The 24,139-nt window shown below is 54.0% G+C and carries 25 protein-coding genes; 7 read left to right on the top strand and 18 right to left on the bottom strand.

Translation table 11 applies throughout. The features are described from left to right. Positions 1-158: 158 nt before the first annotated feature. The 14 genes from HDF16_RS28220 to HDF16_RS28155 form a co-directional block, all read right to left on the bottom strand. Entirely contained in the window at positions 159-941 is a 783-nt protein-coding gene (locus HDF16_RS28220) for a VirB8/TrbF family protein (RefSeq protein WP_184223994.1), read from the bottom strand. Positions 942-1,092: 151 nt separating this feature from the next. After that, entirely contained in the window at positions 1,093-1,974 is an 882-nt protein-coding gene (locus tag HDF16_RS28215) for a hypothetical protein (RefSeq protein ID WP_184223992.1), read from the bottom strand. Positions 1,975-2,208: 234 nt separating this feature from the next. Beyond that, positions 2,209-3,111, bottom strand: coding sequence for a hypothetical protein (locus HDF16_RS28210; RefSeq protein WP_184223990.1), 903 nt, complete (start codon positions 3,109-3,111; stop codon positions 2,209-2,211). Between the two features lie 11 nt (positions 3,112-3,122). Continuing rightward, positions 3,123-4,412, bottom strand: coding sequence for a TrbI/VirB10 family protein (locus HDF16_RS28205; RefSeq protein ID WP_184223988.1), 1,290 nt, complete (start codon positions 4,410-4,412; stop codon positions 3,123-3,125). Next, the gene (locus tag HDF16_RS28200) at positions 4,412-5,248 is read right to left on the bottom strand and encodes a TrbG/VirB9 family P-type conjugative transfer protein (protein ID WP_184223986.1); all 837 of its coding nucleotides are present in this window, start codon (positions 5,246-5,248) and stop codon (positions 4,412-4,414) included. The genes HDF16_RS28205 and HDF16_RS28200 overlap by 1 nt, the downstream gene beginning before the upstream one ends. Before the next feature lie 107 nt (positions 5,249-5,355). Continuing rightward, positions 5,356-7,710 (bottom strand): VirB4 family type IV secretion system protein, encoded by a 2,355-nt coding sequence (locus HDF16_RS28195; RefSeq protein ID WP_184223984.1) that lies wholly within the window; start codon positions 7,708-7,710, stop codon positions 5,356-5,358. Next, positions 7,691-7,954 (bottom strand): VirB3 family type IV secretion system protein, encoded by a 264-nt coding sequence (locus HDF16_RS28190; protein WP_184223982.1) that lies wholly within the window; start codon positions 7,952-7,954, stop codon positions 7,691-7,693. The genes HDF16_RS28195 and HDF16_RS28190 overlap by 20 nt, the downstream gene beginning before the upstream one ends. Positions 7,955-7,962: 8 nt before the next feature. Next, positions 7,963-8,364 (bottom strand): hypothetical protein, encoded by a 402-nt coding sequence (locus HDF16_RS28185; RefSeq protein ID WP_184223980.1) that lies wholly within the window; start codon positions 8,362-8,364, stop codon positions 7,963-7,965. Positions 8,365-8,669: 305 nt separating this feature from the next. Then, the gene (locus HDF16_RS28180) at positions 8,670-8,990 is read right to left on the bottom strand and encodes a hypothetical protein (protein ID WP_184223978.1); all 321 of its coding nucleotides are present in this window, start codon (positions 8,988-8,990) and stop codon (positions 8,670-8,672) included. Positions 8,991-9,013: 23 nt separating this feature from the next. Next, positions 9,014-9,538 carry a hypothetical protein gene (locus tag HDF16_RS28175; RefSeq protein WP_184223976.1) on the bottom strand — a complete coding sequence of 175 codons (525 nt, stop codon included), beginning with the start codon at positions 9,536-9,538 and terminating at the stop codon, positions 9,014-9,016. Further along, complete coding sequence (locus tag HDF16_RS28170) at positions 9,535-10,338, bottom strand: hypothetical protein (RefSeq protein WP_184223974.1); 804 nt, start codon at positions 10,336-10,338, stop codon at positions 9,535-9,537. The genes HDF16_RS28175 and HDF16_RS28170 overlap by 4 nt, the downstream gene beginning before the upstream one ends. 1,366 nt (positions 10,339-11,704) lie before the next feature. After that, on the bottom strand, positions 11,705-12,733 hold the full coding sequence (gene trfA / locus HDF16_RS28165; protein WP_184223972.1) for a plasmid replication initiator TrfA: 1,029 nt from the start codon (positions 12,731-12,733) through the stop codon (positions 11,705-11,707). A 531-nt stretch (positions 12,734-13,264) separates the two neighbouring features. Continuing rightward, positions 13,265-13,894: a ParA family protein gene (locus tag HDF16_RS28160; RefSeq protein ID WP_184223970.1), complete on the bottom strand. Its 630-nt coding sequence runs from the start codon at positions 13,892-13,894 to the stop codon at positions 13,265-13,267. 104 nt (positions 13,895-13,998) lie between these two features. Beyond that, positions 13,999-14,727, bottom strand: coding sequence for a SprT-like domain-containing protein (locus HDF16_RS28155; protein ID WP_184223968.1), 729 nt, complete (start codon positions 14,725-14,727; stop codon positions 13,999-14,001). Between the two features lie 155 nt (positions 14,728-14,882). Between HDF16_RS28155 and HDF16_RS28150 the strand changes: the two genes are divergently transcribed. Beyond that, complete coding sequence (locus HDF16_RS28150; protein ID WP_184223966.1) at positions 14,883-15,212, top strand: type II toxin-antitoxin system RelE/ParE family toxin; 330 nt, start codon at positions 14,883-14,885, stop codon at positions 15,210-15,212. Positions 15,213-15,241: 29 nt separating this feature from the next. Further along, on the top strand, positions 15,242-15,541 hold the full coding sequence (locus HDF16_RS28145) for a transcriptional regulator (protein ID WP_221313339.1): 300 nt from the start codon (positions 15,242-15,244) through the stop codon (positions 15,539-15,541). Between the two features lie 401 nt (positions 15,542-15,942). Here HDF16_RS28145 and HDF16_RS28140 read toward each other — a convergent pair whose 3' ends face one another. Beyond that, positions 15,943-16,632 carry an SOS response-associated peptidase gene (locus HDF16_RS28140; RefSeq protein ID WP_184223962.1) on the bottom strand — a complete coding sequence of 230 codons (690 nt, stop codon included), beginning with the start codon at positions 16,630-16,632 and terminating at the stop codon, positions 15,943-15,945. 13 nt (positions 16,633-16,645) lie between these two features. After that, complete coding sequence (locus tag HDF16_RS28135; RefSeq protein ID WP_184223960.1) at positions 16,646-16,999, bottom strand: hypothetical protein; 354 nt, start codon at positions 16,997-16,999, stop codon at positions 16,646-16,648. Between the two features lie 157 nt (positions 17,000-17,156). On the opposite strand from HDF16_RS28135, the gene HDF16_RS28130 reads away from it, so the two are divergent. From HDF16_RS28130 to HDF16_RS28110, 5 genes are all read left to right on the top strand, one after another. Continuing rightward, positions 17,157-17,381, top strand: a complete 225-nt coding sequence (locus HDF16_RS28130; protein WP_184223959.1) for a LexA family protein — start codon at positions 17,157-17,159, stop codon at positions 17,379-17,381. 392 nt (positions 17,382-17,773) lie between these two features. Beyond that, positions 17,774-18,712: a hypothetical protein gene (locus HDF16_RS28125; protein WP_184223957.1), complete on the top strand. Its 939-nt coding sequence runs from the start codon at positions 17,774-17,776 to the stop codon at positions 18,710-18,712. A gap of 478 nt (positions 18,713-19,190) precedes the next feature. Further along, positions 19,191-20,021: a DsbA family protein gene (locus tag HDF16_RS28120; protein ID WP_184223955.1), complete on the top strand. Its 831-nt coding sequence runs from the start codon at positions 19,191-19,193 to the stop codon at positions 20,019-20,021. Between the two features lie 31 nt (positions 20,022-20,052). Further along, complete coding sequence (locus HDF16_RS28115) at positions 20,053-20,541, top strand: hypothetical protein (protein WP_184223953.1); 489 nt, start codon at positions 20,053-20,055, stop codon at positions 20,539-20,541. 50 nt (positions 20,542-20,591) lie between these two features. After that, positions 20,592-21,254: a hypothetical protein gene (locus tag HDF16_RS28110; protein ID WP_184223951.1), complete on the top strand. Its 663-nt coding sequence runs from the start codon at positions 20,592-20,594 to the stop codon at positions 21,252-21,254. 725 nt (positions 21,255-21,979) lie between these two features. On the opposite strand, the gene HDF16_RS28105 is transcribed toward HDF16_RS28110, so the two are convergent. Both HDF16_RS28105 and HDF16_RS28095 read right to left on the bottom strand, forming a co-directional pair. Further along, entirely contained in the window at positions 21,980-22,555 is a 576-nt protein-coding gene (locus tag HDF16_RS28105; protein ID WP_184223949.1) for a thioredoxin family protein, read from the bottom strand. 1,380 nt (positions 22,556-23,935) lie between these two features. Continuing rightward, positions 23,936-24,139 (bottom strand): IS30 family transposase (locus HDF16_RS28095; RefSeq protein WP_184223945.1); only part of this gene is annotated, 204 nt, incomplete at its 5' end.

Genomic DNA, 24,139 nt, shown 5'->3' with positions numbered 1-24,139 from the left:
CTCGTTCTGAAGTTGAATATGCTCGATCACACCGCTTTTCTCGGCATACACGCCGGTGATTCCGTTGATCATGATTTCGCTGATTGTGGGGTCCAGAATCAGCGCCTGTAGATCTTCGGTAAAGAATGGTAGGACCTTCTCCCATCCGCTCTGGACGCTCACTGTTTCACCGCCGGGTGGAACGTCGACCCGTCAGCCACGATCGGATCGACCGAGACGCGGTTCTCGTGAAATTCTGTGATCGTCATACCGAGAGGGTTGATCGTCTCGTACTGAGGATTCGTCTTCGCCTGGTCGCTCACTTGGGCAGGGTTGAGATAGTAGGTGATTGAGGCCATCCAGTGCTCTGTACGGGGCTTGTTCGACGTGCGCGGTGAGTAGATGAGGTCGAAGCTTTCGAGCGCCGTTCCACGCGACAAGATGGCGTTCTCGATGTTCTCTGTCGTCATCGACGTGATCGTCACGTTGTTGACCTGAACCTCGCTCTGCTCAACCATCCCGCTCACAACCTGCGTGATGAGGTGGTTATTGTTGTCCTGGAGGATGAGCTGGCTGGCGAGAGGTGCGGAGAGGAAGTAATAGTTCATGGGGTATTTCTTCGCCATCGTCTCCCGGTTGATGGTGTGCCGGTAGTTGGTCCAATCCGTCAGGTAGGTGCGGATCTCGCCTTCGCGAGGGCTGTAATTGAGATCGCTATATTGAATTGCCTGTGCTCTCCCGGCCTCATCTATGCGGACGTAGCGGGTGATGGCGGGACGGTGCGAAACAATCACCAAACCGGCACTGAGAACGACAGAGAGGATACCCAAGGCACCGATTGCAATCTTCGCCATGCTGCGTTCGCTGTAGTGCGCCGAATAGACCTGGTTGGCGATCTTGTCGGCTTCGACATGCTGTGGGGGAGTGAGAGCACTACTGGGCACTGCGAGGTGTGTGGACATTCGAGTTCCTCTCCGGTATCTGGTGCTTTGGTTTGCTCGTCTGAAACAGGCCGAGACCGCGTAAAAAGACAAGGAGAAAGAGGGCGATTATGAAGATCTTCCCCAGCAAAGATGCGCGACGATAAAGCATCATGATGGTGAACATTTGTCTTTAGCCTGCCGCCGCAACGAACGCGCCGATCTTCTCTACCGTTTCGCCGATCTTTCCAGCAATCCCGGCCCCGCCTCCGAACATCATTTGCGTCACACTCGGGATCAGGAACATATTGAGGATGAATGCGATATAGATCGTAGTGAAAGGAATGAGGTTCGCAAGCCAGTTGGCGATGGTGTAGTTCTCTTGAAACGTTTGGTGCATGAAGCCTGTAAGAAACTGCGACCACACATAAATGAAAGCGGCGGCGACGGCCCGGATCATTGCCAGGCTCAGGAGCACTTCAACGAAGTGCAGAAACTTCCCGCGAAACGTTTCGGTCATGTAAAGCGGGATCATCAATGGTCCGAACAAAGCAGCGACGGCGTAGAAGATGAGGCCACTGCAATTGATCAGGAAGATGATGCCTGACGCGATGCCGAGAAGAGCTTGGACGTAGTAGTAGCAAATGTATTCCATGGGGGCTAACGTCGCGGGCATGTCCGTTTTTTGCCCTGCCTCCGCGATCAGGGCGGTCATCTGATTGAGCTGGGCGTGATCGAGAACTTGTGAAATCGCGGCGGCGATGTAGCTGAACATCCGATTGAAACCGAAGTTCGCGCCGGGCAGGTTCGTAACCCAGTAATGCTCGATCACGCAGCAAAACAGCAGACGGAACAAGAACGTCCGCAGCTCGTCCAAGCTGACCGACCGATTGCCACCGAAGTGCGCCGACCAGGATGACATCCGCACAGCGATGCCGATCAGGATCATGGTTGCGATGAAGGTCAGCAGCAGCATGCCAAAGTCTGAGAGGGCTCCACCGTTCTGCAACGTGAGATCGGTCAGACTTTGGGTGAACTGACCGAGCCAATCAACTACTGGGGGTGGTGTATTCATGGTGTCACTCTCGCTCGCTTTGGGGTGGACCGTTCTGGAACGTCTGAGGTGTCGTACGGATCGAAGGTCAGTGAAAGGTTCTGTATGGCCGCGAGCGCCCCGTTGAGGCGTGCTAGTGCTATCTGAGAGCGCCGGACGTTTCTTTGGCGGTTGAAAAGGGCGGTGCCGAGAATACCCAGCACCACGACGAACAGAAGGGCAATCAGTGACATGTATCCGTAATCCATCTCAGCCTCAGTAGTACGTGGTCCACGTCTGCGAGCTGTTGCCGAGATATGCAGGATTGTTGGCTTGCTGGGTGATCTTGTAGTTGGCGTCGTTGAGCGTGAGCGACGCCTCATTACGCTTGTCCATGTTGGTCACTGCAGCTTGCGCCGCCATGCAGGCGTGGAGCTGGCCTTGTGCGTGCTCCTCCTCCATGCGCTGTGCATTCTGCATGTTCAGCAAGTTGAGCTGTTCCACTTCACTATTCGTGTTGTTGCTCGTGTCGTAGACCGAAGTATTGAGTGCTGTGTTGGCTTGCAGGTTGGCGGTTCGACTGGCTTGGTAGGCTCCGGAAGCGGCTAAGCATTGGCTTGATGCCGCGTCCATCGCCTCAATGTGTGCGAGGGTTGAGAGCCTTTGGCTGTTCCCGACCACTTCCTGGCTCCAGAAGCTGGACGACGTGCCGGAGATCGCAAGGTTCATGATCTTCCAGACCAAGCTCGAGTTCTGGGATTGACCGTTCATCTGGGCCTGGAGGCCAGCGGTCTCCCCGTACGTGTTCTGCACGGAGCCGTGGAGCAAGGCATTTTCCGCCGTATGCCAGATCTGCTTCGTGTTGAAATACTTCAAATTGTTGAAGATCGTGTTGTAGGTGGTAACCGATTGTTGGTAGGTATTCAGTGCTGTCTGGGCAATCGCGACATCTTGCTTGAGCTGCTCGATGAGTGTGAGATTACGTTGAGAGCCGGACGCAATCTGCTGTGCCTGATTGAGAAGGCTTTTGTCTTCGTTGTAGATCTGTTGAACGGCGTGGGCGGATTGGGTGGGATCCAAGACGATACCGCCGAACTGCGCGTGCGCTGGCACCGCCATTGCGAGCGTGGCGGCTCCGCTTGCGAGTGCAACACTGAGGGTTTTGAGGAACTTCTTCATGCAGGATGCTCCTAGAGGGTCGGGTTGACGCGATGTTCCGCGTAGGAGGGGATCAGGATGTCTTTGCCGATGTAGACACGCGCTCGAGAACCTTCCTTGAGCGTGATGATCGGCAGCCGATTGAGGAAGTGATTGAGGATCTGTTCGCTCTCCTGGCTGGTTTGCGAGGAGAGACCGTTGCGGATTTGGCTATCGGCGGTTAGAACGCTCCCGTTGTTGCCGATCTGCGCGAGTCCTCCCAGGCCCCCGATAGCGGCAGCGGCGGCGAACGCTTGGAGATAGCCGTGGTCAACGTTGGTGGCAAGGCCGGTAGTCCCGATTTGATCCAGGCCCGCGTACTTGTCGATGTCGATCGAGAAACCATCTGGACAGACGGCACGGTGGAACACGACCGGCAGCTTGTGCTGCTGCTGATTGCCGACTGCTGCCACTGCACCGATGAGCCGCGTTCCCTGGGGAAGGAGCAGGTTCTGCCGGTCGTGCGAATAGTAGTCGGTCGTGAGCATGAGCAGAACCGGCCCCGACATGCCCCCATCGACATGGTTGGTGATGATGCCTTCTAGGACAGTTCCCTCGAAGACACGGTAGAGTTTGCCCCCGTATGCATCGAAGTCATAGGCCGCGAGTGGGTCTTTGCCCTTCCTCTGATCGGGTCTGGAGACCTCGTCGGATGACGCCGGCTCCTGGGCGGCGATCGACTGGTTTGCTACCATCGTCGGCCCGGTCACCGTCGGTGATGCAACGGTCGGTTCGGCTACTGAAGGAGACTCTTTCGCCTCGTGCGTCTGAAAGTCAATCGCCACAGTGTCGCTGTTGAGGGCATCCAACCGCTTCTTCTCGCGCTCTGCGGCCTTTTGCTTGGCCTGAGCCCGAGCTTCAGATTGGGCCGATGTTTGCTGAGGGGCATTTGGGCCGGTGCCGTAGATCGCCGCACTCTGCGCTGGGGTCATGGGTGCGGTGCCATCGGCTTCAGGCGGTGCGAGGGCAGCACGTTCCTGCGCCTGCATCCCCCTTTCCTGGGCCTCCATGTTCGCGATCGACTGTTGGAGCTTTTCGTTGTCAGCGTCGCTCTTCTGAATCAAGGCTTGCTGTTTCTCGAAGCCGTTTACTTGCTGCGTATCGGCGGTGGATGGCCGCGATTGCAGCGTGCTTTTCGCCGGTTCTTTCTTATGGTTTCCGGTGAACATGTTGTAAGCGGTCGAAGCACCGATGAGGACGACGGCCCCGGTCAGCACAAGGACGATGGGCATGGTTCTACCGATGGGCGGCTTCCCTGACGGCACGACGGGCACAGTTCCCATTAGTTGGCCTCCTGACGGTGAAACTCGACCTTGGCTTTGCCGACCGCAACGTACCCGTTCTGGAGAAGCTTGGGGACGGTATAGAGGCCGTTCGCGAAGTCGAAGTTGATGAGCGAACCCTTGCCGTCCTTGAGCTCGTAAACGACTGGGGGTTCCTCGAACTTGCCCTGGAGATAGGTGAACTTCCCGTCATCCCAGATTTGCCGGACACCGAGTGCCTTGGCCTTGCCTGTATCCCATCGGTAATCGAAGTGCAGGCTGCTGGGATACGTGCTCTGATAGGTCTCCTGGGCGGTCTCGGCGGTCTTCTTGTCTGCTGCGGCGGTTGCTTTGGCTTGGGCCACTTCCCTTTCAAGCCGATCTTCTGTCTCCTTCACCTCTGCCGCTGGGATGAAGACCGGAGCCTCGGCGATCTTCTTCTGGGCTTCCTTGTCGGTCTGCGCGAGAAACACCGTTGAATCGCAGCCGCCTGCCGGGTCCGCCGAAACTTCTCGCAGTTCAAGGGTGTAGTCGTTGCCGTGATCAGAGATGATGTGTACGTTGGTGCTGCTCTTGGCAGCCGCAGCCTTCGGCTTCACGCTGATGAACCGGCTGGCGACGTGACCGGCATTGAAGATCCAGTCGTCTGTGTTGCCACCGAAGACGGTCGCGACCTTCTCCCCGGTTGGCAGCTCCAGCAGCGTCGACGCGTTGAGGCAAGCGCGGATGATGGGAGGAGCCGCCGTCGCATTGACCTCGATCGTACGAGGGGCTTTCTGCTGGGCATGGATCGCGGGTGCGGCGTAGGCCGCTATCGCGAGTAATGCGGTTGTGGCGTAGGTATTCGACGTGTTCATACGTGGTCTCCTATCAGCAAGCGGTGCTCGGTGGGGGTTATGCATTCGCGGCGTGGCGGATGCTCTGACGGGTCTAGGCGCTGTATCGTACGAAACAAAACTCGGGTCTAAGCTGCGTCCTCGCCCGCGACAAAGCGGGTGATGCCCTCCTCCAGACCCCATCGGCTGATGAGCCGCCCACGTCGCGCACGGTCTTTTGGCTTGGTCGAGAAGATCGCATAGCTGCGTGGGTCGAGGTTCAACGTGACAACCTTCGTTATCCCGTCACGTCGCATCAACAGGCCCTCGCGCGGCCCCAGGCTCTCGAAGAGATTCAACTGCTGATCGGTCATCTTGAACAACTCGCCATAGAAAGTCCGATTGAACGTCGCATCGGGCAGCAACAGGAACGAGGTGCAGGAGTTGACGATGCTGTCTGCGTGCTCGCCAAGATCGTTCGCGGACTGGCCGATGAGGGTCACGCCACCGAGGTTTTTCCGGACCTGCTTGATACTCGCCAGCGCGCCTTCTAGCAGCTGTTTGTTCTTGAGGTTCGAGAAAAGCTCCTCGATCACGACATGCTTGGGAACGCCGAGGTTCCTGGGGTCATAAACCACGTCGTCAATCCGGCGAAGCAGCCACACCATCAACGGCTCGATGAGGTCGGGATAGTCTTTTGCTACGCCCGCGAAGTCCCAGCACTGGATGCGCGAGAGACTAAGTGAGTCTTCTACGTTGTCGAAGATGGCGTGATAAACCCCTTGCCCAACCCACTTCGCGAGATACCGGCTCAGGTGCTTTGGAAGGAGCAGATTTGAGAGCCTGCGGATCTTCCGATCAATGAGGTACATGCCTTGCACCTCTTTGAACACCGCATCCTCGTCCTCGGGGCTGAGGACGGCTCCACCATTGGTGAGGAGCATCTTGACGAAGTTGAACAGATATTTGATGTTCTTCTCGGTCGGCTCCAACGCGAACGGATTGACGCGCGGCCCGTCCAGACCGATTCGATCAACCCTGCCGCCGTACAGCTCCACCATGCTCTCGTAGCTGTTGCCTAGATCGAAGATGTAGGTAAACCCGTTGTACTTGCGCTCCAGCCCAAGCATCTGGTTCGTGTGTACCGACTTCCCGGTGCCTGGGGGTCCGATGGTGAGCTGCACCCGCACACCGTTCACGTAGACATCCTGAAAGAAGGGGGTTCCCTGCCGGGTTTCAAAGACGTTCAGATACTCACTATCGAGGTCGTCGGATAGTGGGTGACCGATGTTCGGGGCGAACACCGGCGAGAGGCGGGCGTGGTGATCTTCGCCCAGCCAGAGGGGAAAGACGTTGTAGCGGTGGTTGCAAGGAAACATCGCATAGAAGGCCGAGAGGTTCCCGATGGTCTCCTCAATGACGGTCGCTTGCGCGTCCACAAAGGTACGGTGAACGACCGGCGTGTTCTCTCTGAGCTCTTCAGCACTTTTGGCCGAGAGAAGCAAAGTGACTGTGTACTTGCCCTGCGCCTTCTTGTTCAAATCCTTGATGACGAGGCCAAGGTCATCCACACCTTCAGACGCAGCCTTTGCGCCCGCTCCTTGGTCGAGCGCGGCAAAGTTCTTGCCCGCCATCACCCGCTGGAAGATACCGACCTTGAAGAAGTCAATCCACTTTTCCTGGGCACTGATCTCCTTGCGCACGGTCGACGTCGACTGCGGCCTCCACGTGGTGCAGAGCACGCTATCGCAGGTCAGATTCGTGATGCCGTTGTAGAGGCAGGGTTGCGATGCCGCTGGTGTGCTGGTCAGCGAGAACATCTGCACATGACGCTTCCCTACCCGCAGATGATCTTTCTCCCACGAGATCGCGCTATTGACGATCTGTTGGTCGACTCCAACGTCTGAGATCAAGGGCGTATGTCCCGCCCACTCCTCAAGGTTGAACAGCTCACAGAAAAACTTGAAGACTCTTTCCTTGTTCAGAACCTTCAGCCCAATCACGCCGCTCAGGTGTGTTTCGAGGATGTTCGCAGCCTTCTGCAGCTGGTGTATCAACCGCTCGTTTTCATTGGCCTGATCTTTGGGCTTGGCTGCAAAAGGATTTGAAAGTTCGGGCTCTAAGGTGAGGCACCAGTGAAGATCGATACGCCTGAAATTGGCCGTCTTCGCCAAGAACGATAAGCGATGATCCACGAAGGATTGCGTGATGGGATCCGCGTATTGGGCTTGTCTAGGGATTTCGAAGCCGGATGTCACTCGCATGTACTGGTAGAGCGAAGAACCCTCACCCAAGCCACGTAAGCCCGTCTCGACGGCTCGTATCCTGGCGTTGATCTCTGCGTCCGTGAGACCTTCTTCGTCAACCCCGGCTACCTCGCACAAGATCCCATAGCCGCGTGTCTTGGTGGCGAATATCGTGGGTGTAACGAAGCGCGCGATAGGGATAATGCCGTTCGCGGCTCCTGCGTCGGTGAACCACTGGTTAGCGTTTGCGCGGGTCATAGTAGCTCTTCTGGGTGAAGCTGAGGCCCCACAGTTGGAACATCTTTGGGTGTTTGCGCACGATCACCCAGCAAACAGTGGTGATCGAAATGAAGATCAGGATCGAGAGGAAAAAGTACCGAAGCAGGAGAGCCAGCATCGACGTAATCACAATGCCCATCCAGATTGGTAAGCTCAATCCGAGCTTTTGCCGGGGTTTGTTGAGGGCTTGATTAATCGACAGTGGCTCTCCACGCTTGGTCATCTGCATGATTAGGCGAGCACCTTCACGCCGTGCGTGACAACCATCGAGATCGTTTGCCCAGTCAGTGAGCTGACCCACTGCGGAGCGAAGCCGATGACAATACCGGCGAAGAGACCGCCGCCAATTGCCATGAAGCCACCGGATATGTTCCGCCCCATGAACTGGAACACTCCGAAGACGATACCGATAACGACAGCAAGCGCTCCGCCGAGCAAGCAGCTCTTCTCGATCGTTCCCATCGCAGTCGTTACGCCAGTGACATCTACGGTGCCCTGTGCGTGTGCAGCGAGAGGCGATAGAGCAACTGCGATGAGGGCGGGACCAAGCGTACGACCTGCCGCTTTCAAGTGTTGTTTGGTGAGGGTTTTCGCGGCCATAGTCGCGAGGCGAGAGGTGAGTGATTTGCTCAAGGTAAGCTCCTGTATTTCGTATCTCGGTACGTTGAGGTTGCGGGCAAAGCGTACGGTTCTAATGCATGGTGCTCCGCCCATGGAAATGGCGAAAAGTGCAGACTTTTTGCTTGCGGTGCGCATAGGGAGCGTCTTCGCTCATGACATTTTCATGTCATTGACTACAACGTATACACCATGCATTGGCGATGTGTAAATATTTTTGGGGCGAGTCGCTTCATGACATTTTGATGTCACACAACAGTACAGCAGCATGACATCAACATGTCATACTGCTTTGTGCTTTTAGGAGATGCCAAAAGGCGTTACTTCTTGGGTGAAGTCTTCGCCTTTTCCGGCTTATATGCTGAAACTGCGCTGTTGATTAGGACGTTCATGCTTACGCCGCGCTCTTCGGCTGTCGCCTTCAGCTTCTTGTAGATGGACGCAGGCAGCTTTACGGTTGTGGCCAACACCTTCTCTGTAGCCCAGTCGATGTCCACCAACGGTATGTGTCGAAGGTCCATCGTTTGAAGTATGAGAATCACCAGATTGAGGAGTTCACCTCTCCTCCATATGAGCTTCCTCAGCTTCTTATCGACATCTTCTCCGAAACGGGCTTTGTATACAGTAGGTTCATCGGCCATTGAGTGCTCGGTCGTGCGGTGATCTAACGTGGCTCTGCGAACTGGGGATCGATATTCATTGCAGTGCGGAGGCGCTGGCTCATGACGTAATACGTGCTTGCAACTTCATGGGCGTAGAGAGAAATGTTGAGCGGATTAGCTGTGATTACGCTGTTGCTTAAGTGTGCTGCGGCACGACGGAACAAGACTCCATCTCGTCTCATGCGTGCTGCGTCGAACTGCATATCGGCAGGATTCCAGCGCTCCGCGTAAGACGCGAGCGCGATCATAATCTCGGTGTTTTCGATCATGTTACTGACGCCTCGTGCTTCTCCCAGCATCCTCCAAATTGTGATGGGGTCACGTGTGCTGTGCTCACTAGATGGCATGTGTGCGTGTGCAAGCGCTTCGATCTCTCGCAATGGCACGGGATGGAGCTTATTGAGGAGATCGCGCGGAGACAGCGATGAGAGTTTGCGCGTACGAATTCCGGACCATGTGTGTGCAGCGAAAACGGAAATGAAGTAGACGAATATGACCGCGAAGAAGGCGCTGGGGAGGATGCTCATTGCGTTTCTTTCTCGTCGCGCTTGGTTGGTGTGGCGGCGCTATCTAGTGTTTTCAAACCGGCTATCGTGTGCTCATGGATCAATGCGAGCTGCTCTTGCACGTCTCGCGAGAGTGGTGGGCGTTTTGAGACAGGCAGAGAGAAAGCAACGATCCAAAAAAGGAGGGACAGTACGTATGCCGCGCTGCTCACGTCGTCATAGGCTCGTTGGTTAGGATTCCAGCCCGTTGCGAGGTGTGCTATTTGCTCTATCAAAGTGCACAAGTTCCAGAAAGTCAACCCTTCGCCAATTGCCATATCGTGGTTCGTCCACTGCAACGCCAACCTGTCGGCAGAGAGAGACATGGCGAGGAAGACGCCGCACGTGAGGAATGAAGTAGCGAAGTTTGATTGTATGGAATAGAGGCTCAGTCCAGTCTCTCCAGGGATCCGAATCGCTGCACCGATAGCGACTGCTATGGCAGACCCAACGGCAGACCAAATAAGAAACGGTCGGCGTGCTTCTGAGATCCACTTCCCCCTGGAGCGAAGAACGTGACGCGCCATTTCATAGATCACGCCAACCTGCAACGCATAGTCGATGAATGCCACGGCCCAATACGCCCGAAAATAGTCGTGCGCTGTACCGTAGCGCGAGATGTAAAACAGCGCAATGGTCGTAGCAGTGAGATACGAGATGCGTGTGGTGAACACAGGGAATTCTGTGACGCATCGTCTGAACGTCAGCACGATGAGCAGGGCGATATGGCCGATGAAGCTTCCAAGCCACAGCGTGTTCTCTATCTCGGCGATGTTTAACACAGGTCGTCTCTATTGGCTAAATCACGCTCATGCTCATGAATATCTGCATGATTAGCACAATCTGGGAAATTTGCGCTGCGTGCTTGGGTGGCGGATTGGCCCCACCGACACCGGCGTATGAGATAGCTGGTTGAAAGCAAGTTAGGGTGCCTACGATGGCCAATGTTAGAAAGCGTCTCTTCATGTGGATACTCCTGAACGACATAGCGTGTCTAGAAATTAGTTCGACGGGGCCCGTGTGCTCAGCATGGAAAGCGTGTCCTTTCACATACTAAGTGTGCCCGGCGAAAAGGCGCGTACTTTTTTCGCAGGGCGGCTATCTCTATGAAATCGCATGGCTTTTCGGGGATTCTGTCTCGCTCGATTATATATAAGGTAGTTAACATAACTGGTTACTAGGCTGGTTACTTAGTACTCGATTGGGGCGATAAATAACAAATGGTAGGGGCCTCAGGCGCTGCCGCCCGTGGCTCTTTGGTGAGAGTTCATGCGGGGGAAACATACACCCTTTTGCGCGCTCTGGCTCGCTCATCGTTACGATCGCTGTTTTCGCGACCGTGGACGCCCCGTAGCAGGTGTGAGGGGGCAAGACTTCGACCTCCGCCTCCGGCGCGCGCCTTGAGGCCTTTCTGCTCGATTGGTGTGAGGTTTAATCCTTTAGCCAACTCCGATCAGCAGCCCCACTTTCAACAGCAAGGTTTTGCTTTTGTGGTTGGGGCCGTCTTGAGGTTTCGCGCATTTTGCACTGCGCGGACGTCTTGTACTTTTACGTCTCTTCTTGAAGCATCGTGCTTCCTTATTGGCTGCGTGACATTGTTCGATCACTCCACGATTAGTTATGCACAACGGAGAACCGTTTTTGCAGGTGATTAAGATTGGGATTTAAAGGAGATTTAAAGGATTAGAGCACTTGCAAGGGTGGTCATAAACTGATGTTAATGAGGGGCTTACGTTCGTTTGTGCAAATTCCTTGGTCGGGCGAAATGCGTCGAAGGTCGGGTCATATGCGTTCGAAGTCGGGCCATATGCGAAACGTGGTCGGGTGAAATGCGAACGGCTAAATCCGTCGTAGAAAACATCCACATCCGCTTCTCAAAGCGCCGGTCGGGTGAAATGCGAAAGGCCGGTGCGGTCAAGAGACCCCGTTTGGTCGGGTGAAATGCGAGCAAATAGCGGAAAGCGCCTGGGATTTGTCGCTAATCGGGCTTGCAAAGAGGTTTCGGTCGGGTGAAATGCGATGCCTCGACGACGCAGCAGGGCTACGGTCGGGTGAAATGCGAACTATCCTCTACGGGGATGTCTGCCTAGTCGCCCGATTCGCATTCCATCCGACTTTTGCCAATGCGGTCGGGTGAGATGCGAAAGGTTAGCGGGCTTTCATGAGCTGGTCTAGGAGTTGGCCGGTTGAGAACATTTCCAACGTATCCTGGCGAGTCGAACGCGCAGTTGAATCATTCCGCCCTAAGCCAAGCTGTTGTTGTTCACGTTGTTTATCCTGCGCTTCTCTTTGGGCTATCAGTCTCTTCGTCTTGGCGATCTTTTTGGCGACATGTCGATGCTGAGCAGCGGAGGGATTTCGGCTCACCGTAACTAGGTTTCGATTCCAAGTCACAGACCACCCTAGAGTCGTGGAGAGCGTATCAAACGCATTGTTAAGCTCAGTTTTGAAGTGTTTCAAAAGCGTGGTTGGACTGCCGGACTTGTTGTGGAGAAATGCAACCGTAAGCGGGAACGGAGCCGCGTGTGTCGAGTAGTAGCTGTGAAGCCATTGTGCGAGGGGTTTGCCCTTGATGGCCTGGCGTTGGTCCCATTCCAATTGCGTCCAGCTTGCAGGCGCAAAGAGCGTAAGGATCTCTTTCGCGAAGGTGACCTTATACGTTTTCGTGGTTTTCTCTCGTACAAAGTAGGCTATGAGACTACCCGAAAACCGGTATTGTCGATCATTCACTTTCCACTCGAGATCCACCGAGCCCCGTCTAAGGCGCTGCAAACTTTCTTCTAAATCTTCATAGCTTAGGTTGTTGCAGCTTCTACCAATCGATTTGAGGAAATCGGAACCCTGGAATTGACAAACCGTTTCCATCGGTTGGCGGCGGGCACGGTGTAGAGTCTCAAAAAACACGTCCGCGTCATACTGGTTTAGCTGCATACCAGCGAAGTTGATGGTGATTCCATCTTGAGATGCAATCGGGACGGATTCCAAATTTTTGTCTGGCCGTGTTTGCTTCCCTATGATTTGACGCTTTTTACTCTGAATGCCCGCAAAAAGGGCCGACCGGAGAATTGCGTTCGGGCCGCCCCTGACACTTTCGGGCCATATTGGTAGCTGCTTCTGTAGCCCAAAATTTGCATTTACAGATGATTGATTCTGACGCTCTTGGGCTAACCTATTCATAGGCCCGCCTCCAATGCGGGTTTAGAAATATGAGCCCTCGGCGCTGAGAACGCAGGGGGCTTTTTATTGCTCCAAGGTTACAAGACGGAGTAAGCGATCTTCGCATTTGACCCGACCTAAGCTAAAAGTGTGGATCCAAGAATGACATATACATGTCATGGCCACAAATTATCTATACACGAAAATAACGCGCTGTGTACAGGTAGCGCGGCCTGTAGCACTTCCCTGCTAGCTTGATTGCGTTCTAGCTGATAGTAGGTTAGCTGCTAGTTTCCCATCTCCTTCTTCAGAGCCTGAAATGCGCGTTCTACAAAGTCGTTCAACTTCATCCCATTCTGTGCAGTCCAGACCTTGATGTCTCGTTGTAGCTCCTCTGTTATTCGAGTGGTGAATTGTGTTGTTCTTCCGGTCGCCCGGAGCGTTCGGCCATCAACGAAAGTTCCGGGTGCATGTTCCGGTTGGCTTAGGTTGTCTGTCGCCTCGGTCGGCGGCGGCGGCGGCGGGAGCTTATTGCGAGAAGGCTTCGGAAAATTAGCCATTGAGTTTATCCACCATCGATTGGATTAGCGTGTCTGCGCGTAGATTGAGCTGCGGGTATCTGGTCTCTGTTATCGAAAGCCCTGCGTTTGAGGCTTGTCGGTATGAGGGGCGCTCCGGTAGTGAGCCTTGCAGCGTCATGTATCCGGCTTGTTCAATGTATGACCGAGAATCCGCTTCCTCTGCATCCGTTCCGATCCGACACAGCGCGAAACAGAGCCGATCTTTCGGGATACCTGCCTTCACGAGTTCGTGAAATACAAGGATCGCGGGCCGTAAGTCGTCAACACTCGCGCCGCTTGGCTGCACAACCAAAGTCGCGGCCTGAGCGATCTCTAACGTAGCGGAGCTGGCGCGTGCCGGACCGTCCAAGAGCAACATATCAAGCTGATCGGCTGATCGGAGAGCCTGAGATGCGGTCTTGAAACTTTCTACTGAGAAGACTGGCAATGCACCGCTGTCTAGCCGTCGCCTATACCAATCCACTGAAGTACCCTGTTGCGTGTCTAGGTCGGCCAACTTTACGTTGAGACCGCCTTTTGCCGCTTCTCGCGAAAGGCCGCGGGCTAGTGTGGACTTCCCTACCCCGCCTTTCTGACTGATGAAACCGACGATCTGGGCCATACGTTTTTCTCCAATTGCTGTTAGCTGATTGTAAGGTAGCCGCTAACAACGTAGCAAGATAGTTTGTTAGCTGATATCTGCTAGTTTGTTGGCAGATGAATTGCTCAATCGTCAGTGTCGACCTCCTCTGGCTCCATAGTCGTCGCATCGCCTTCGTCATGGTCGTAACACTCGCCACAAATGAGAGCAGTGTTTGGTTTCGCCCATGCGTTGGTGCCGCAGGCTGGGCAGGTGTATTTTGTCTTACTCGCAGCCTTTTTCTTGCGCTCCTGTGAAAACGCCCGGGACTGCCAATTGAGCTGAAATCCATTTGCCGCCAGATTTGCATAGGCGCGAGAATAAGCACCACCGGGGATGATGTAGTGGGTCACGCTTTGACCCGTCTCCTTGCCTCCTAACTCGCCGGTAGTCGAGGGCTGCAAGCCAATCTCCTTCATCTTCGCGGCCCACTGGCGGTCATGATAGGCGCGGCGTGGAGGTGTTCCGTGGGTCTGTTGCCAGACGTGGGCCATCTCGTGCGCCAGGGTCGAAAGGATCAGCTCGTCAGTCCTGCTAGTGAATACGTCCGGGTTCATCGCCAATTCGTGTGCTTTGGCCCCATCAATGCGACCCTCGAAGCGATCCGCTGCAAAATATCCCTTGGCGTTAGCGTGGCGCTGGAACGTCACAAGAACGTGAGGCAGGGAACCGGCGAATAGTTCAGTGTTGAGGAAGTTGTAAGCCGCTTGGAAGGCTTGATACTCGCGTTCTGTGATCGTGGGTTCAGCTAGGGATGTATCGTACGATACAGTTTTCTTTGATTCTTCACATTCTGTTTTCGCCTCGATAGACATCGCCACCCTCAATACCTATACGATAGCAAACTAGCAGCTATCTTGCAAGCGAGTAAGCAGCTATCTTGCAAGCTAGTAAGCAGCTAGCTTGTTATCTTCTTAGCTTGCTATCTTGCTATCTTGCTATTGAGTAACATCTATGTTACCCTCAATGCATGATCGAAGTTCGTGAATACGTCACCGCCGCAGGAATCGCTCCATTCATCAAGTGGCGGGACCAACTTGACGCACAAACAAAATCGAGAATCACCGTCGCAGTGTTTCGCTTGTCCATCGGGAATTTCTCAGCGGCAAAAAGTGTGGGCGCGGCAGTTCATGAGCTGCGCTTAGACTTTGGGCCGGGCTATCGCGTGTACTTTGGCAAAGATCGTGAAGAGCTAATAATTTTGTTGGGCGGCGGCACGAAAAAACGGCAACAGCTAGATATAGAAGCTGCAAAATCACTCTGGATCGAATACAAGAAAACGAAAGGGAATCGGGGGTAATTATGCCAACACACAGTTTCATTGAGACGGTGAAGAAGGATCTTGAAACAAGTGCTGAGTTTCGGGGTGCGCTATTGAGCGAGGCTGTTTCTTGCATGGTGTCTGGCGACCTGGAGACTGGCAAGGTCGTACTGCGTGAATATGTAAACGGGACTGTTGGGTTTCTAAAGTTGGGAGAGGCGTTGGGGCGCTCTCCCAAAAGCCTCATGAGGATGCTGAGCCCTGATGGGAACCCTGTGGCCCGCAATCTCTTTGACATGGTCGCGTATCTTCAAAAAGCGGAGGGCACAGTGCTCACGATCCACTCGACGGTCGCAGAGGCCGCGTAGCCACCGATTCTCGGTTTTGTTGTTTTAGTTTCCGAAAACACATAGCCCCGTAGTCGTGGCGGTGGAAATGTGGAAGGCGCCTGCATTAACGCGCCTTCCAAGGGGCAGTGGAAAGGGTGGAAACGGTCTCTTCTTTCTCGTTTCCATGCTTTCCACGGTCACGGCATTTCCACGGCCTGTAGTGAAATGGTTGCTGTTGCTGCTGTTTGTTTTTCGGGGCGTTGCGGGGTGTCCCCGCAGAGGGGGTGCCGGAAGACGGCGGCTTTATCGCTGGCTGGAGACAGGGGGAGACCTCCCCCGCCAGATTTTCTGGGGTTAACAGGCAGAAGAGGAGCCGGTTTATGTGGAGGGGAGATTCGAGCTGAAGTGAAGAGGGAAGGGAAGCGCGTTTACAGTGTGGTTTATGCGCTGTTGAGCATTTCGGGCCCATTGTTTCTGACGTTGCCAACCAAGCGATTTGCGGGTTTGATCTCCATTTCCTCAGATTCGAACGGGCGCATGAGATCGATGGGTGGTTGTTCGGAAACCTCTCTGGAGAGCCACCGATCGTAGTCACGTTGATGCAAGATAACCGGCATCCTCGTGTGAACAGAGGCCATTAATTCGTTAGCGGAAGTGGTCACGATGCTGAAAGATTGGAGCCAATGTCCGTGCCCATCCTTCCAAGCGTCCCAAAGACCGGCGAAAGCAAAGATGGAGCTGTTGCCGTTGACGCTGAATGCGAATGGCTGTTTGGTCTTGGCATCAAGCTTCTTCCATTCGTAGAAAAAGCTGGCCGGTATGATGCACCTTCGTTTCTTGAAGGGCTCACGCCAGGTGGGGGAAGTCGGGACGTTCTCGGCCTTGGCATTGATGGTAGAGATGCCTTTGATACTGTCGATGTCTTTGGTGAAGAAGGGAATTAGCCCCCATCGCATGAGCACCATTTCACGGGAACCGTCTTCTCGGTTCTCGCGAATGACGGGTTGGAACGTGGAAGGGGCGATGTTGTAATCCGCTGCGGGCATGGAAAGACCTGAGAGATCGGATGTGACGCGGAACGCGTCAGCGATCCGCTGCTTGTCTGATGTCCTTCCGTAGCGCCCACACATTCGCCGCCAGCCCCTATTCTTGTGCGTCGGCCCAGCCTCGCTGCCAGCCTTTCGACTGCGAATCATCAGGTTCTTGCCCCTCTAATCCAGCGTGAAAACCGACCTCGCGATCGGCGATAAACTCCTGTTCCTTCTCGTGTGCATCGCCTGGAATGTCATCCCTATCGGGCATCGTGCCGAAGTCTGGAGCCTTCCTGGAGCGATCGGAAGGGCTTTCGGTTTCATTGCAGTTGTCACAGTCAAAGCTGTGGTCTGTGAGCGCCGTATACGCGGCAGTGAGTTCTGTAAGTCGATCTTCTGGCGCTTCAACTCCCAATCGTTCGACAGCCTGCCCAGCCGAGATCAGAAATGCCTGTGCCAGCTTCATCCCCTCTTCGCATGCAGGCATCTCGTCGACGCTCCAAAGGGCGAGCAACTTGTTGTAATCCATATCGGTCACCTTATCCTAGGATGCCGTTCAACCTTCCTCAAATTGTATTCGCTTTTATTTCGCCCTTACTGCTATACCTGTGATGGGGGTGTGAATGAGCCTGCAACTGGTGGATTGGGCCGCGAATTGGCCGCTGGTGCTGCCGTACTTCGAGGGGAGCGTCCCTGCGGGCTTCCCAAGCCCAGCAGAGGACTACCTGGAAACCCCACTCGATCTGACAGATTTCCTGATTGACAACAAGGCGGCCACTTTCCTGATGCGAGTCGATGGCGACTCGATGAGAGACGCCGGGATCTTGCACGGCGACCTTCTTCGATGAGAGAACGAATCAGGTGGATCGAGCACGGCATACGGTGCCTTTCCAGTAGCGTAGTGTGGTGATGAGCATAGCTCTCTTATGTAAAAGACGGTTGCGAGGGGACGAATGGAAAGACGAAGCGCAACGAGCATGACGTGGCCGCCGTATAACCATGAAGCCTGGGGCCTTGCTGAAAGTGTAATAACCTTATGGTGAAGGTGAGCGACCTAACGATGGATTACGTTTCGAAGGAGCCTGATGTTTCCGGAGCCCTTGTCCGACAGATCGAGGGACGTGACCGCTCGTTTTGATCACGCCTAGTAGGACGCCGATCGCAACGGGCTCCGGGCGGCGCTGGATGGTTTGGTCGATTTACCGTTTTCAAAGTTCTCCACCCCCAAGAGCCTTTCGCAATGAATATTCTTGAAGACAAGTATGCGCTAGCGAGAACTGGACTCAAAGGATCTGTAGCGAGATATCGTTGCGAGACCGTTGAGTCATCCGGAAACCAACGTATCGACACCGCCAGTTACGATCGCACTGGGCGGTTGCAAGAGGGAACTCACCATCTTGCTGGTCCCGTCATCAGAAGAACATTCGGTTACGACGGCCACCTGCTTGTGGAAGAGAAGATATATTGCGACGATCGCTTAACAAGTGTTCTGGCGCACTCATACAACGGTGACTATCTCTCCGTAAGTCGCTTTTACGATGAAGTGGGCACCTTGGCTAGCGAGCATCGGCATGAATTTCACCACCTTGAAGGTGTTGGTACCGCAGTGTCGTTAGATTATGGTCTAGGCTCCAACTCAGCCCTGGCGTTCCACATGGCAACATCTTCAGTTTACCTGCGGCTACACGGGGTGACTGTAGAACGGCGTCTGGTTTCACCGTTGGGCCTGACTCTGGCTAGGTATTTTCTTGATCACAAGGGGTTTGTTCGTGGATTTGGTTCGGCCATCTACGATGAAAAGAGCCAGATCATTCGGGAGCGCCTATTCGCTGGTTGCTCTGCGTTTACTAATGTTTTGACGATGCCCGAGGGGATGAATGAAATCGCCTTGGTTCGGCATGAATATACTGTCTCTAATCGCTACAAGACCGATACATTAGAGCAACAGGGGAGGGTAACGGTAACTACCACTGAATTCGATTCCTATGGAAACCCGGTGCGCAAATCGCAGACAAGCGACGACAGTAACCCATATGACAATCAAGATCTTGTCACCACATACATGTATGACTACGATGAGCACAAGAATTGGGTGAAACAGGTCATTACGGGCCTCCCCTCAAAAAGCGGGTCAATACCCTACGTGGTGACTTCCACCCGCGAGATCGAATACTACTAGGCTATTCGATATTACTAAGTAGTGAGCTTTCCCTCAGAATGCATCTTTCATGAGCGTTCTGGTGTGTGTGTGTTTGCCCGATTGGCGGTTGAGCCTCGCCTGTATGCTGCGAGAGCATTGTTCGCAGCGTGCTTGTGCCTCGGCAACTGTGCTGGGCTCAGAGAGCCGAACGTGGAGTGCATCTTGAAATCGTTGGACGAGAGCAGCCATTCCAGCGTGGCGTCTTTTGCCTGTCTGTGGGTGTGAAGATCCATGCCATGCAGAGGCTCGACCTTCAGTGATCCGAGCAGTGCACAGCGACGAGCCCAAACTCTTTATCTGGACCGGGAAATCCTGCGATATTGTCGAAAACGTCGTCCGCGCTCGCAAACCTCTCCAGAAATGGTGAAATTAACAACAGCATTGGCTTTTTTTGTACGATTTGTTATTGTGCTCGCCTAGGGGCCCGTGCATAATACAGACGTCTGAAGGAGCCCACATGCTGAGAATCCTGAAACTATATCTCCTCTGTTCGATCCCTCTCCTACCCTTTGTACTTCCTGCTCATGCCCAAATTTCTTCAGACGAGGCGGGACAGCTAAGGAAACAAATCGAGCAGCTGCAGGAAGGGCAACGACGCATAGAAAACACTCTGAATGTTCTTTCCAATATGTTGGCGAGTAGGAAGGTGCTGACGGACAGTGATTCCCTTGCGATCGGAGGATACCCGGGGCTAGGGGACGGGACTGCAAAGGTTGTGCTGGTCGAGTTTTCAGACTATGAGTGCCTATTCTGCGGCGAGTACTACGCGCATACCTTTCCTCGAATCAACGATTCATATATTCAGACGGGAAAGATTCGCTACGTCGCGCGCAATTTCCCGTTGGAGCGTACACACCCCTACGCCAAGATGGCGGCTGAGGCTGCATACTGCGCAGGCGAACAAGGAAAATATTGGGACTTTCACGATAAGTTGTTTACAAACCAAAAGCACTTAGCTGTTTCGGAATTAAAGGAATACGCGGTTTCAGCTGGTATTGCAAGCGAGCCGTTTGACTCCTGCCTGCAGAGTAATCGATTCGCCGCCAGCGTCGAGCGTGACATTGAGGAAGGGCGTAAGTCTGGTGTAGGTGCCACACCTACGTTCTTGCTAGGGTATGTAGATCCCAAGGATCCAACCCGCATTAAGGTTGAGAAGACTATTAAGGGATCTTTGTCGTTTCAGGAATTCCAATCATCTATTGACTCCTTACTCGCCGAGCCGTCTCATAGGGACGCCATTAGCGAACAAAGCGTTTCACCAGGAAAGCCGGATAAGACAGCGTTCTAAGTGCATGAAATGGACAAGAGAAAGGGATGGTATGAAGTCATATTTGCGACAGGCCATACTGGGCATCACCGGAATAGTAGGAATCGCACTGCTCTGTTCTCCGTTACATTCCCAGACATCTAACTTGCCTCCTGGAGTTATCGATGGTTCGAAAACACCTGAGCTTATCCCAGATAGCACGGCGTTCCGCTTGGTCTTTCTAAGCTTGCGAGTACCTCAATCGCCCACAGAAGGCGACCTAAAGAAACAAGAGATGCACTTCAAACGCATTGGCTTATCAGATGTTGATAAAGCGGCGGCGCGCGACGTATTAAGTCATTTTCATACCGCGTACCATCAATGGCAGACCAAATACATCCAGACGAGTAATCCCATTGATATGACGGCGGCGAGGTCCGAACGGGAAGCTATTGTCGAAGAAACCACCGCCAGCTTCATCAATCAGCTTTCATCTGACGGTGCAACTAAACTGGCAAAATTCGTTCAGTCCGCCAAGGTTCGGATGATAGTTCGCGAATGATGTGATCCCGGGCCTTCATGCAACATAGAAATCAAGTAAAGGGGCTGTCAATGAACAAGCTTATTCTTCGATTAGTTGTTGGGGGGATTTTGCTATTTTGTTCTTCTACTGGCGCGCATGCCCAGTCGTACTATAACGACGAGAATTGCGACATTGGTTACGCGGACTGCAACCCGATTAACACAGATATTATTGGTGACCCTGCTCTCGACGGGGCGGGGCCACAGCGCGGTCGCTGTGGCACTGTAGAGATCGAGAGCACGTTGAATGGTATGTACTCCACAGGCTCCAGCGTTTATCCAACCGACACCAAGGTAAGTCAGGCGCTTGCTGGAGCAACTAGCGGAGTTTGGTATCCCTGGACGTTTACTGAATGGTTCTTTCCACCGTCTGGTCCGCCGGGCAGCTGTTCGTCACAAGTCGTAAGGTGGATATGGCAAGTAAGCATCAGAACTACAAACTATAGATGGACAGGTTTCTATAACCCAGTAGGATTGTGTGAATATACCGAATGGTGTGCTACGGGCGAAACTGCAACTTGCAGTGAGGGTTCAAACGAAGTGCAATATGTGACGCCGGATGATTCTTTTGGTCAAACAGGGTGTGCAACTTGGTACTATGATGACGTTTTAGCATTGAAGGATTCGGCGGGGACTTACTGCCTTCCTGTTGGTGTCGGTGATATGGCGTATATCCCGCACGCGTGCACCTGATATGTTCGTCGCCAATTATCATTTTCCGCCGAACCGGTGCAGGCGTTCTGTTTCTGCTCACCATGACCAGTCGTGTCTGCAGCTGTGGCCGCTTGCAACTATAGATGTCCCCCACGCGCGTGATCGAGCTCTCCAGCAACCTGCGGCATTGCTTAGTCCGCATCGCGTGGTAGGCATAGAACGGCTGGCCGGCACGGGGGAGCGCCTTGCGCTTGGCACGGATCGTGTGTGTCTTCAGGCCCGACTCAACGGGCCGAGACGCGAGCGAAGGTAAAGGCCATGACCGCGACCAGGGCGCGACCGCGTTTGGCCGCAATATGAAGGAGCCAGGATATTCGCGAAACTTACAAGTTTTGCGAATATCGTCCTTTCGCGAACCCTTTAGTGAGCCACCCAGCGTCGGAACGGTCTGAATCGGCAAGAAAGCGCCTCCCAGATTGCCCCTTGTGACAGCGTTGTTGGGTCCAGCCCTGCTAGGGCCGAAGGGCGAAACTCGACATGTGATGGGTCAAAGATGGGAGGAGCCCAATCGCAACCCTCCCATACCAAGAAGCCCTCGAAAACTCCGCAAAGTCGGTGTTTGCGGCAATCACGCCGTTTTTGGCTGTCCGAGCGGGGCGAAGTTGCCGAGAATCCCGTTTCTGCGGAACTAACGTCTGGCTGCCGTGTCGCTCGCTCCGACGCACTCGTTCCGACAGCGGCTGTCTCTTCGTTCCCATCTCATTTCATCGTTTCGAGTGCTCATTGCTTCCGTGTTCGAGCAACCAAGTATGGATTATTTGGGTCTCGCTTGACGTGAGTGACGGAGCACCTCGCCTCAACATCTCAAAGAGCCAATCGGTTCCATTTGGACCATCGGGAAAGCCGATGTTGGCCCGGATGTCCCTTCGACCGTATACCGGACGAACCGAATCCACGATGAGTTTTCCGCTGTTACTGAGTATGACCGTCAGCGGGAGGCTAGTGTTTGTGTCATGGAGCGAATCAAGCAGTTGGTCTACACCTGGAGTGTCCTGATGCCGCGTGTCATTGGGGCGTTCCCCATGGACGACTACCAACTTGACAAAATACTTGTCGAAGATCGGACGGATAGTTGGATCGGCCAGAAAGATCTGCTGCAAATGACAAGATGCGCACCACGAAGCACTGAAGATGAGCATTACGTTTTTATGCTGACTGCTCGCGGTTGCTTCAGCCTCCGTAAGCATCTGGTTGGCGGTCGGCACGTCCCGATCGGTGGTCTGACTTACCCCAGGGGAACCGAGCAAGCCTAGAAGCAACACAGCGTGCATGCTTTTCATGCGTCGTATTCTCCAGCATCGCCTTAGTGATCCGCAAGATTCCTCTCGCAACGGCTCTGGCATCGGTTGAGCCGGGAGGCGAAAGACATCTGGCAAACCAATGTCCCGCAAACTCGTAGTTTGCGGAAAATTTGGCGGTTCGGACGATTTGGCGGATCCGAAACTTCCGCAAACGCCGTTTCCCGCGAGTTACCTCCAATCGCTAAGGAAGTTGTATCCAGCTGAGATCACGTCGGCTATTCTCCTGATGAGGAGTCAATGGAGAAACGAAGTCTCACGCGACTGGAGCCGGACGAAAACGCGACGCCATCTCCCCTCCGCTTCTACGACCCTGAAATACAGAACGCGTGGAACGCCGAGCCACCCGACAGGGAGAGAATTGAGCACGCGAATCAGAAGGCCGCAGAGCTGAAAGCTGCTTATTTGGGACAACTAGTTGATCTCTCTGGACGAATCAGCAAGAAAACACTCTCGCTATTCTCGGACCCCAAACAGCCTTTGTTTGATGCTGACCTTTTCAAGTTTTCAGTGGGCGATGCGCTCGCCTATTCAGAGCCAAGGAGGCGGCGAATGAGGCTGCGTACCACTGTCGAAGCGACGTTCTGCAGCTTTGACGGCGACACTCTTCACGACTTGACGTATAGCGGGATAGCGTCGGTCAACGTAGATGTGCCGAACGCGCGCTGGTTTAGCTGGCCCACCGGGAGGAGCCGAATCGATAGTCTCCTAGCCAATGAGTTGACTGCCCTGAACACTGAGTTGATGAAGCACACTTTTCTGTTCGTTTCGGGAGCAACCATCTCAATCGAATCCAAACAGGTCAGGTGGAAGACAAGGAGTAACCGCTCGCGCTAGGTCCGAGAGGATGCATCTCCTCGAAAGTCGATGTTTGCGGAAACTTCGCCACGAAACTTCCGCAAACCCCGTTTCCCGGGATGAAGGTGCCAGTAGAATGGGCTCCATCATGATCTATGAAGTCGAGAATGTTGGCGCACACAAATACCGGTGCCAGTGGCAGGCATTCAGGAGCCACCGTAACCGGATTGCGGCCATCATGGTAGCTGAGTTTCTGGGGTTCATTCCTTTCGGGGCTCTAGTTGCGAGTACCGAAAGACACTTTTTCTCGACAGACAAAATGTTCTTTCCCGCCATGCTCTTATGGGGTGCCCTGTACCTTTTCACGGTGTCGCGGCTTCGCAACTTCCCTTGTCCGCGCTGTAGTCGGAATTTCTTTGGTGGCTTCTTTGCCACCCCTGAGACTGTGTTCGCGCGAAAGTGTGCTAACTGTGGGCTACGTAGATTTGCGGAAGAGTAGACACTTCGACACATCATCAGCGACCGAAGCCAGAAATGCGAAACTCCTCTGAAGTCGGGGCGGTCTCAACCGGTCGATGCAACACTGGCTTGGAGTTTACTAGCGGGAGTATCGAAGTCCAAAGTTTTCCGGGGACGTTGATTGAGTTGCCGAGCCACTTTATCGAGGTCGGCCTGCGAGTAGCCGGACAAGTCGGTTTTCTTGGGGAAGTACTGTCGCAGCAAACCGTTGGTGTTTTCGTTGGAGCCGCGCTGCCAGGGGCTCTGCGG

The organism is Granulicella aggregans (genome assembly GCF_014203275.1).
GTDB lineage: Bacteria > Acidobacteriota > Terriglobia > Terriglobales > Acidobacteriaceae > Edaphobacter.
Note: the sequence above shows the minus strand (reverse complement) of the source record. Positions and strands in the feature narration are given on the sequence as shown.

Excerpts from the sequence above, each read along its gene's own strand:
- HDF16_RS28220 (WP_184223994.1), bottom strand. The coding sequence starts at position 941 with ATGTCCACACACCTCGCAGTGCCCAGTAGTGCTCTCACTCCCCCACAG.
- HDF16_RS28215 (WP_184223992.1), bottom strand. The coding sequence starts at position 1,974 with ATGAATACACCACCCCCAGTAGTTGATTGGCTCGGTCAGTTCACCCAA.
- HDF16_RS28210 (WP_184223990.1), bottom strand. The coding sequence starts at position 3,111 with ATGAAGAAGTTCCTCAAAACCCTCAGTGTTGCACTCGCAAGCGGAGCC.
- HDF16_RS28205 (WP_184223988.1), bottom strand. The coding sequence starts at position 4,412 with ATGGGAACTGTGCCCGTCGTGCCGTCAGGGAAGCCGCCCATCGGTAGA.
- HDF16_RS28200 (WP_184223986.1), bottom strand. The coding sequence starts at position 5,248 with ATGAACACGTCGAATACCTACGCCACAACCGCATTACTCGCGATAGCG.
- HDF16_RS28195 (WP_184223984.1), bottom strand. The coding sequence starts at position 7,710 with ATGACCCGCGCAAACGCTAACCAGTGGTTCACCGACGCAGGAGCCGCG.
- HDF16_RS28190 (WP_184223982.1), bottom strand. The coding sequence starts at position 7,954 with ATGACCAAGCGTGGAGAGCCACTGTCGATTAATCAAGCCCTCAACAAA.
- HDF16_RS28180 (WP_184223978.1), bottom strand. The coding sequence starts at position 8,990 with ATGGCCGATGAACCTACTGTATACAAAGCCCGTTTCGGAGAAGATGTC.
- HDF16_RS28175 (WP_184223976.1), bottom strand. The coding sequence starts at position 9,538 with ATGAGCATCCTCCCCAGCGCCTTCTTCGCGGTCATATTCGTCTACTTC.
- trfA (WP_184223972.1), bottom strand. The coding sequence starts at position 12,733 with ATGAATAGGTTAGCCCAAGAGCGTCAGAATCAATCATCTGTAAATGCA.
- HDF16_RS28160 (WP_184223970.1), bottom strand. The coding sequence starts at position 13,894 with ATGGCCCAGATCGTCGGTTTCATCAGTCAGAAAGGCGGGGTAGGGAAG.
- HDF16_RS28155 (WP_184223968.1), bottom strand. The coding sequence starts at position 14,727 with ATGTCTATCGAGGCGAAAACAGAATGTGAAGAATCAAAGAAAACTGTA.
- HDF16_RS28150 (WP_184223966.1), top strand. The coding sequence starts at position 14,883 with ATGATCGAAGTTCGTGAATACGTCACCGCCGCAGGAATCGCTCCATTC.
- HDF16_RS28140 (WP_184223962.1), bottom strand. The coding sequence starts at position 16,632 with ATGTGTGGGCGCTACGGAAGGACATCAGACAAGCAGCGGATCGCTGAC.
- HDF16_RS28135 (WP_184223960.1), bottom strand. The coding sequence starts at position 16,999 with ATGAAGCTGGCACAGGCATTTCTGATCTCGGCTGGGCAGGCTGTCGAA.
- HDF16_RS28130 (WP_184223959.1), top strand. The coding sequence starts at position 17,157 with ATGAGCCTGCAACTGGTGGATTGGGCCGCGAATTGGCCGCTGGTGCTG.
- HDF16_RS28125 (WP_184223957.1), top strand. The coding sequence starts at position 17,774 with ATGAATATTCTTGAAGACAAGTATGCGCTAGCGAGAACTGGACTCAAA.
- HDF16_RS28120 (WP_184223955.1), top strand. The coding sequence starts at position 19,191 with ATGCTGAGAATCCTGAAACTATATCTCCTCTGTTCGATCCCTCTCCTA.
- HDF16_RS28115 (WP_184223953.1), top strand. The coding sequence starts at position 20,053 with ATGAAGTCATATTTGCGACAGGCCATACTGGGCATCACCGGAATAGTA.
- HDF16_RS28110 (WP_184223951.1), top strand. The coding sequence starts at position 20,592 with ATGAACAAGCTTATTCTTCGATTAGTTGTTGGGGGGATTTTGCTATTT.
- HDF16_RS28105 (WP_184223949.1), bottom strand. The coding sequence starts at position 22,555 with ATGAAAAGCATGCACGCTGTGTTGCTTCTAGGCTTGCTCGGTTCCCCT.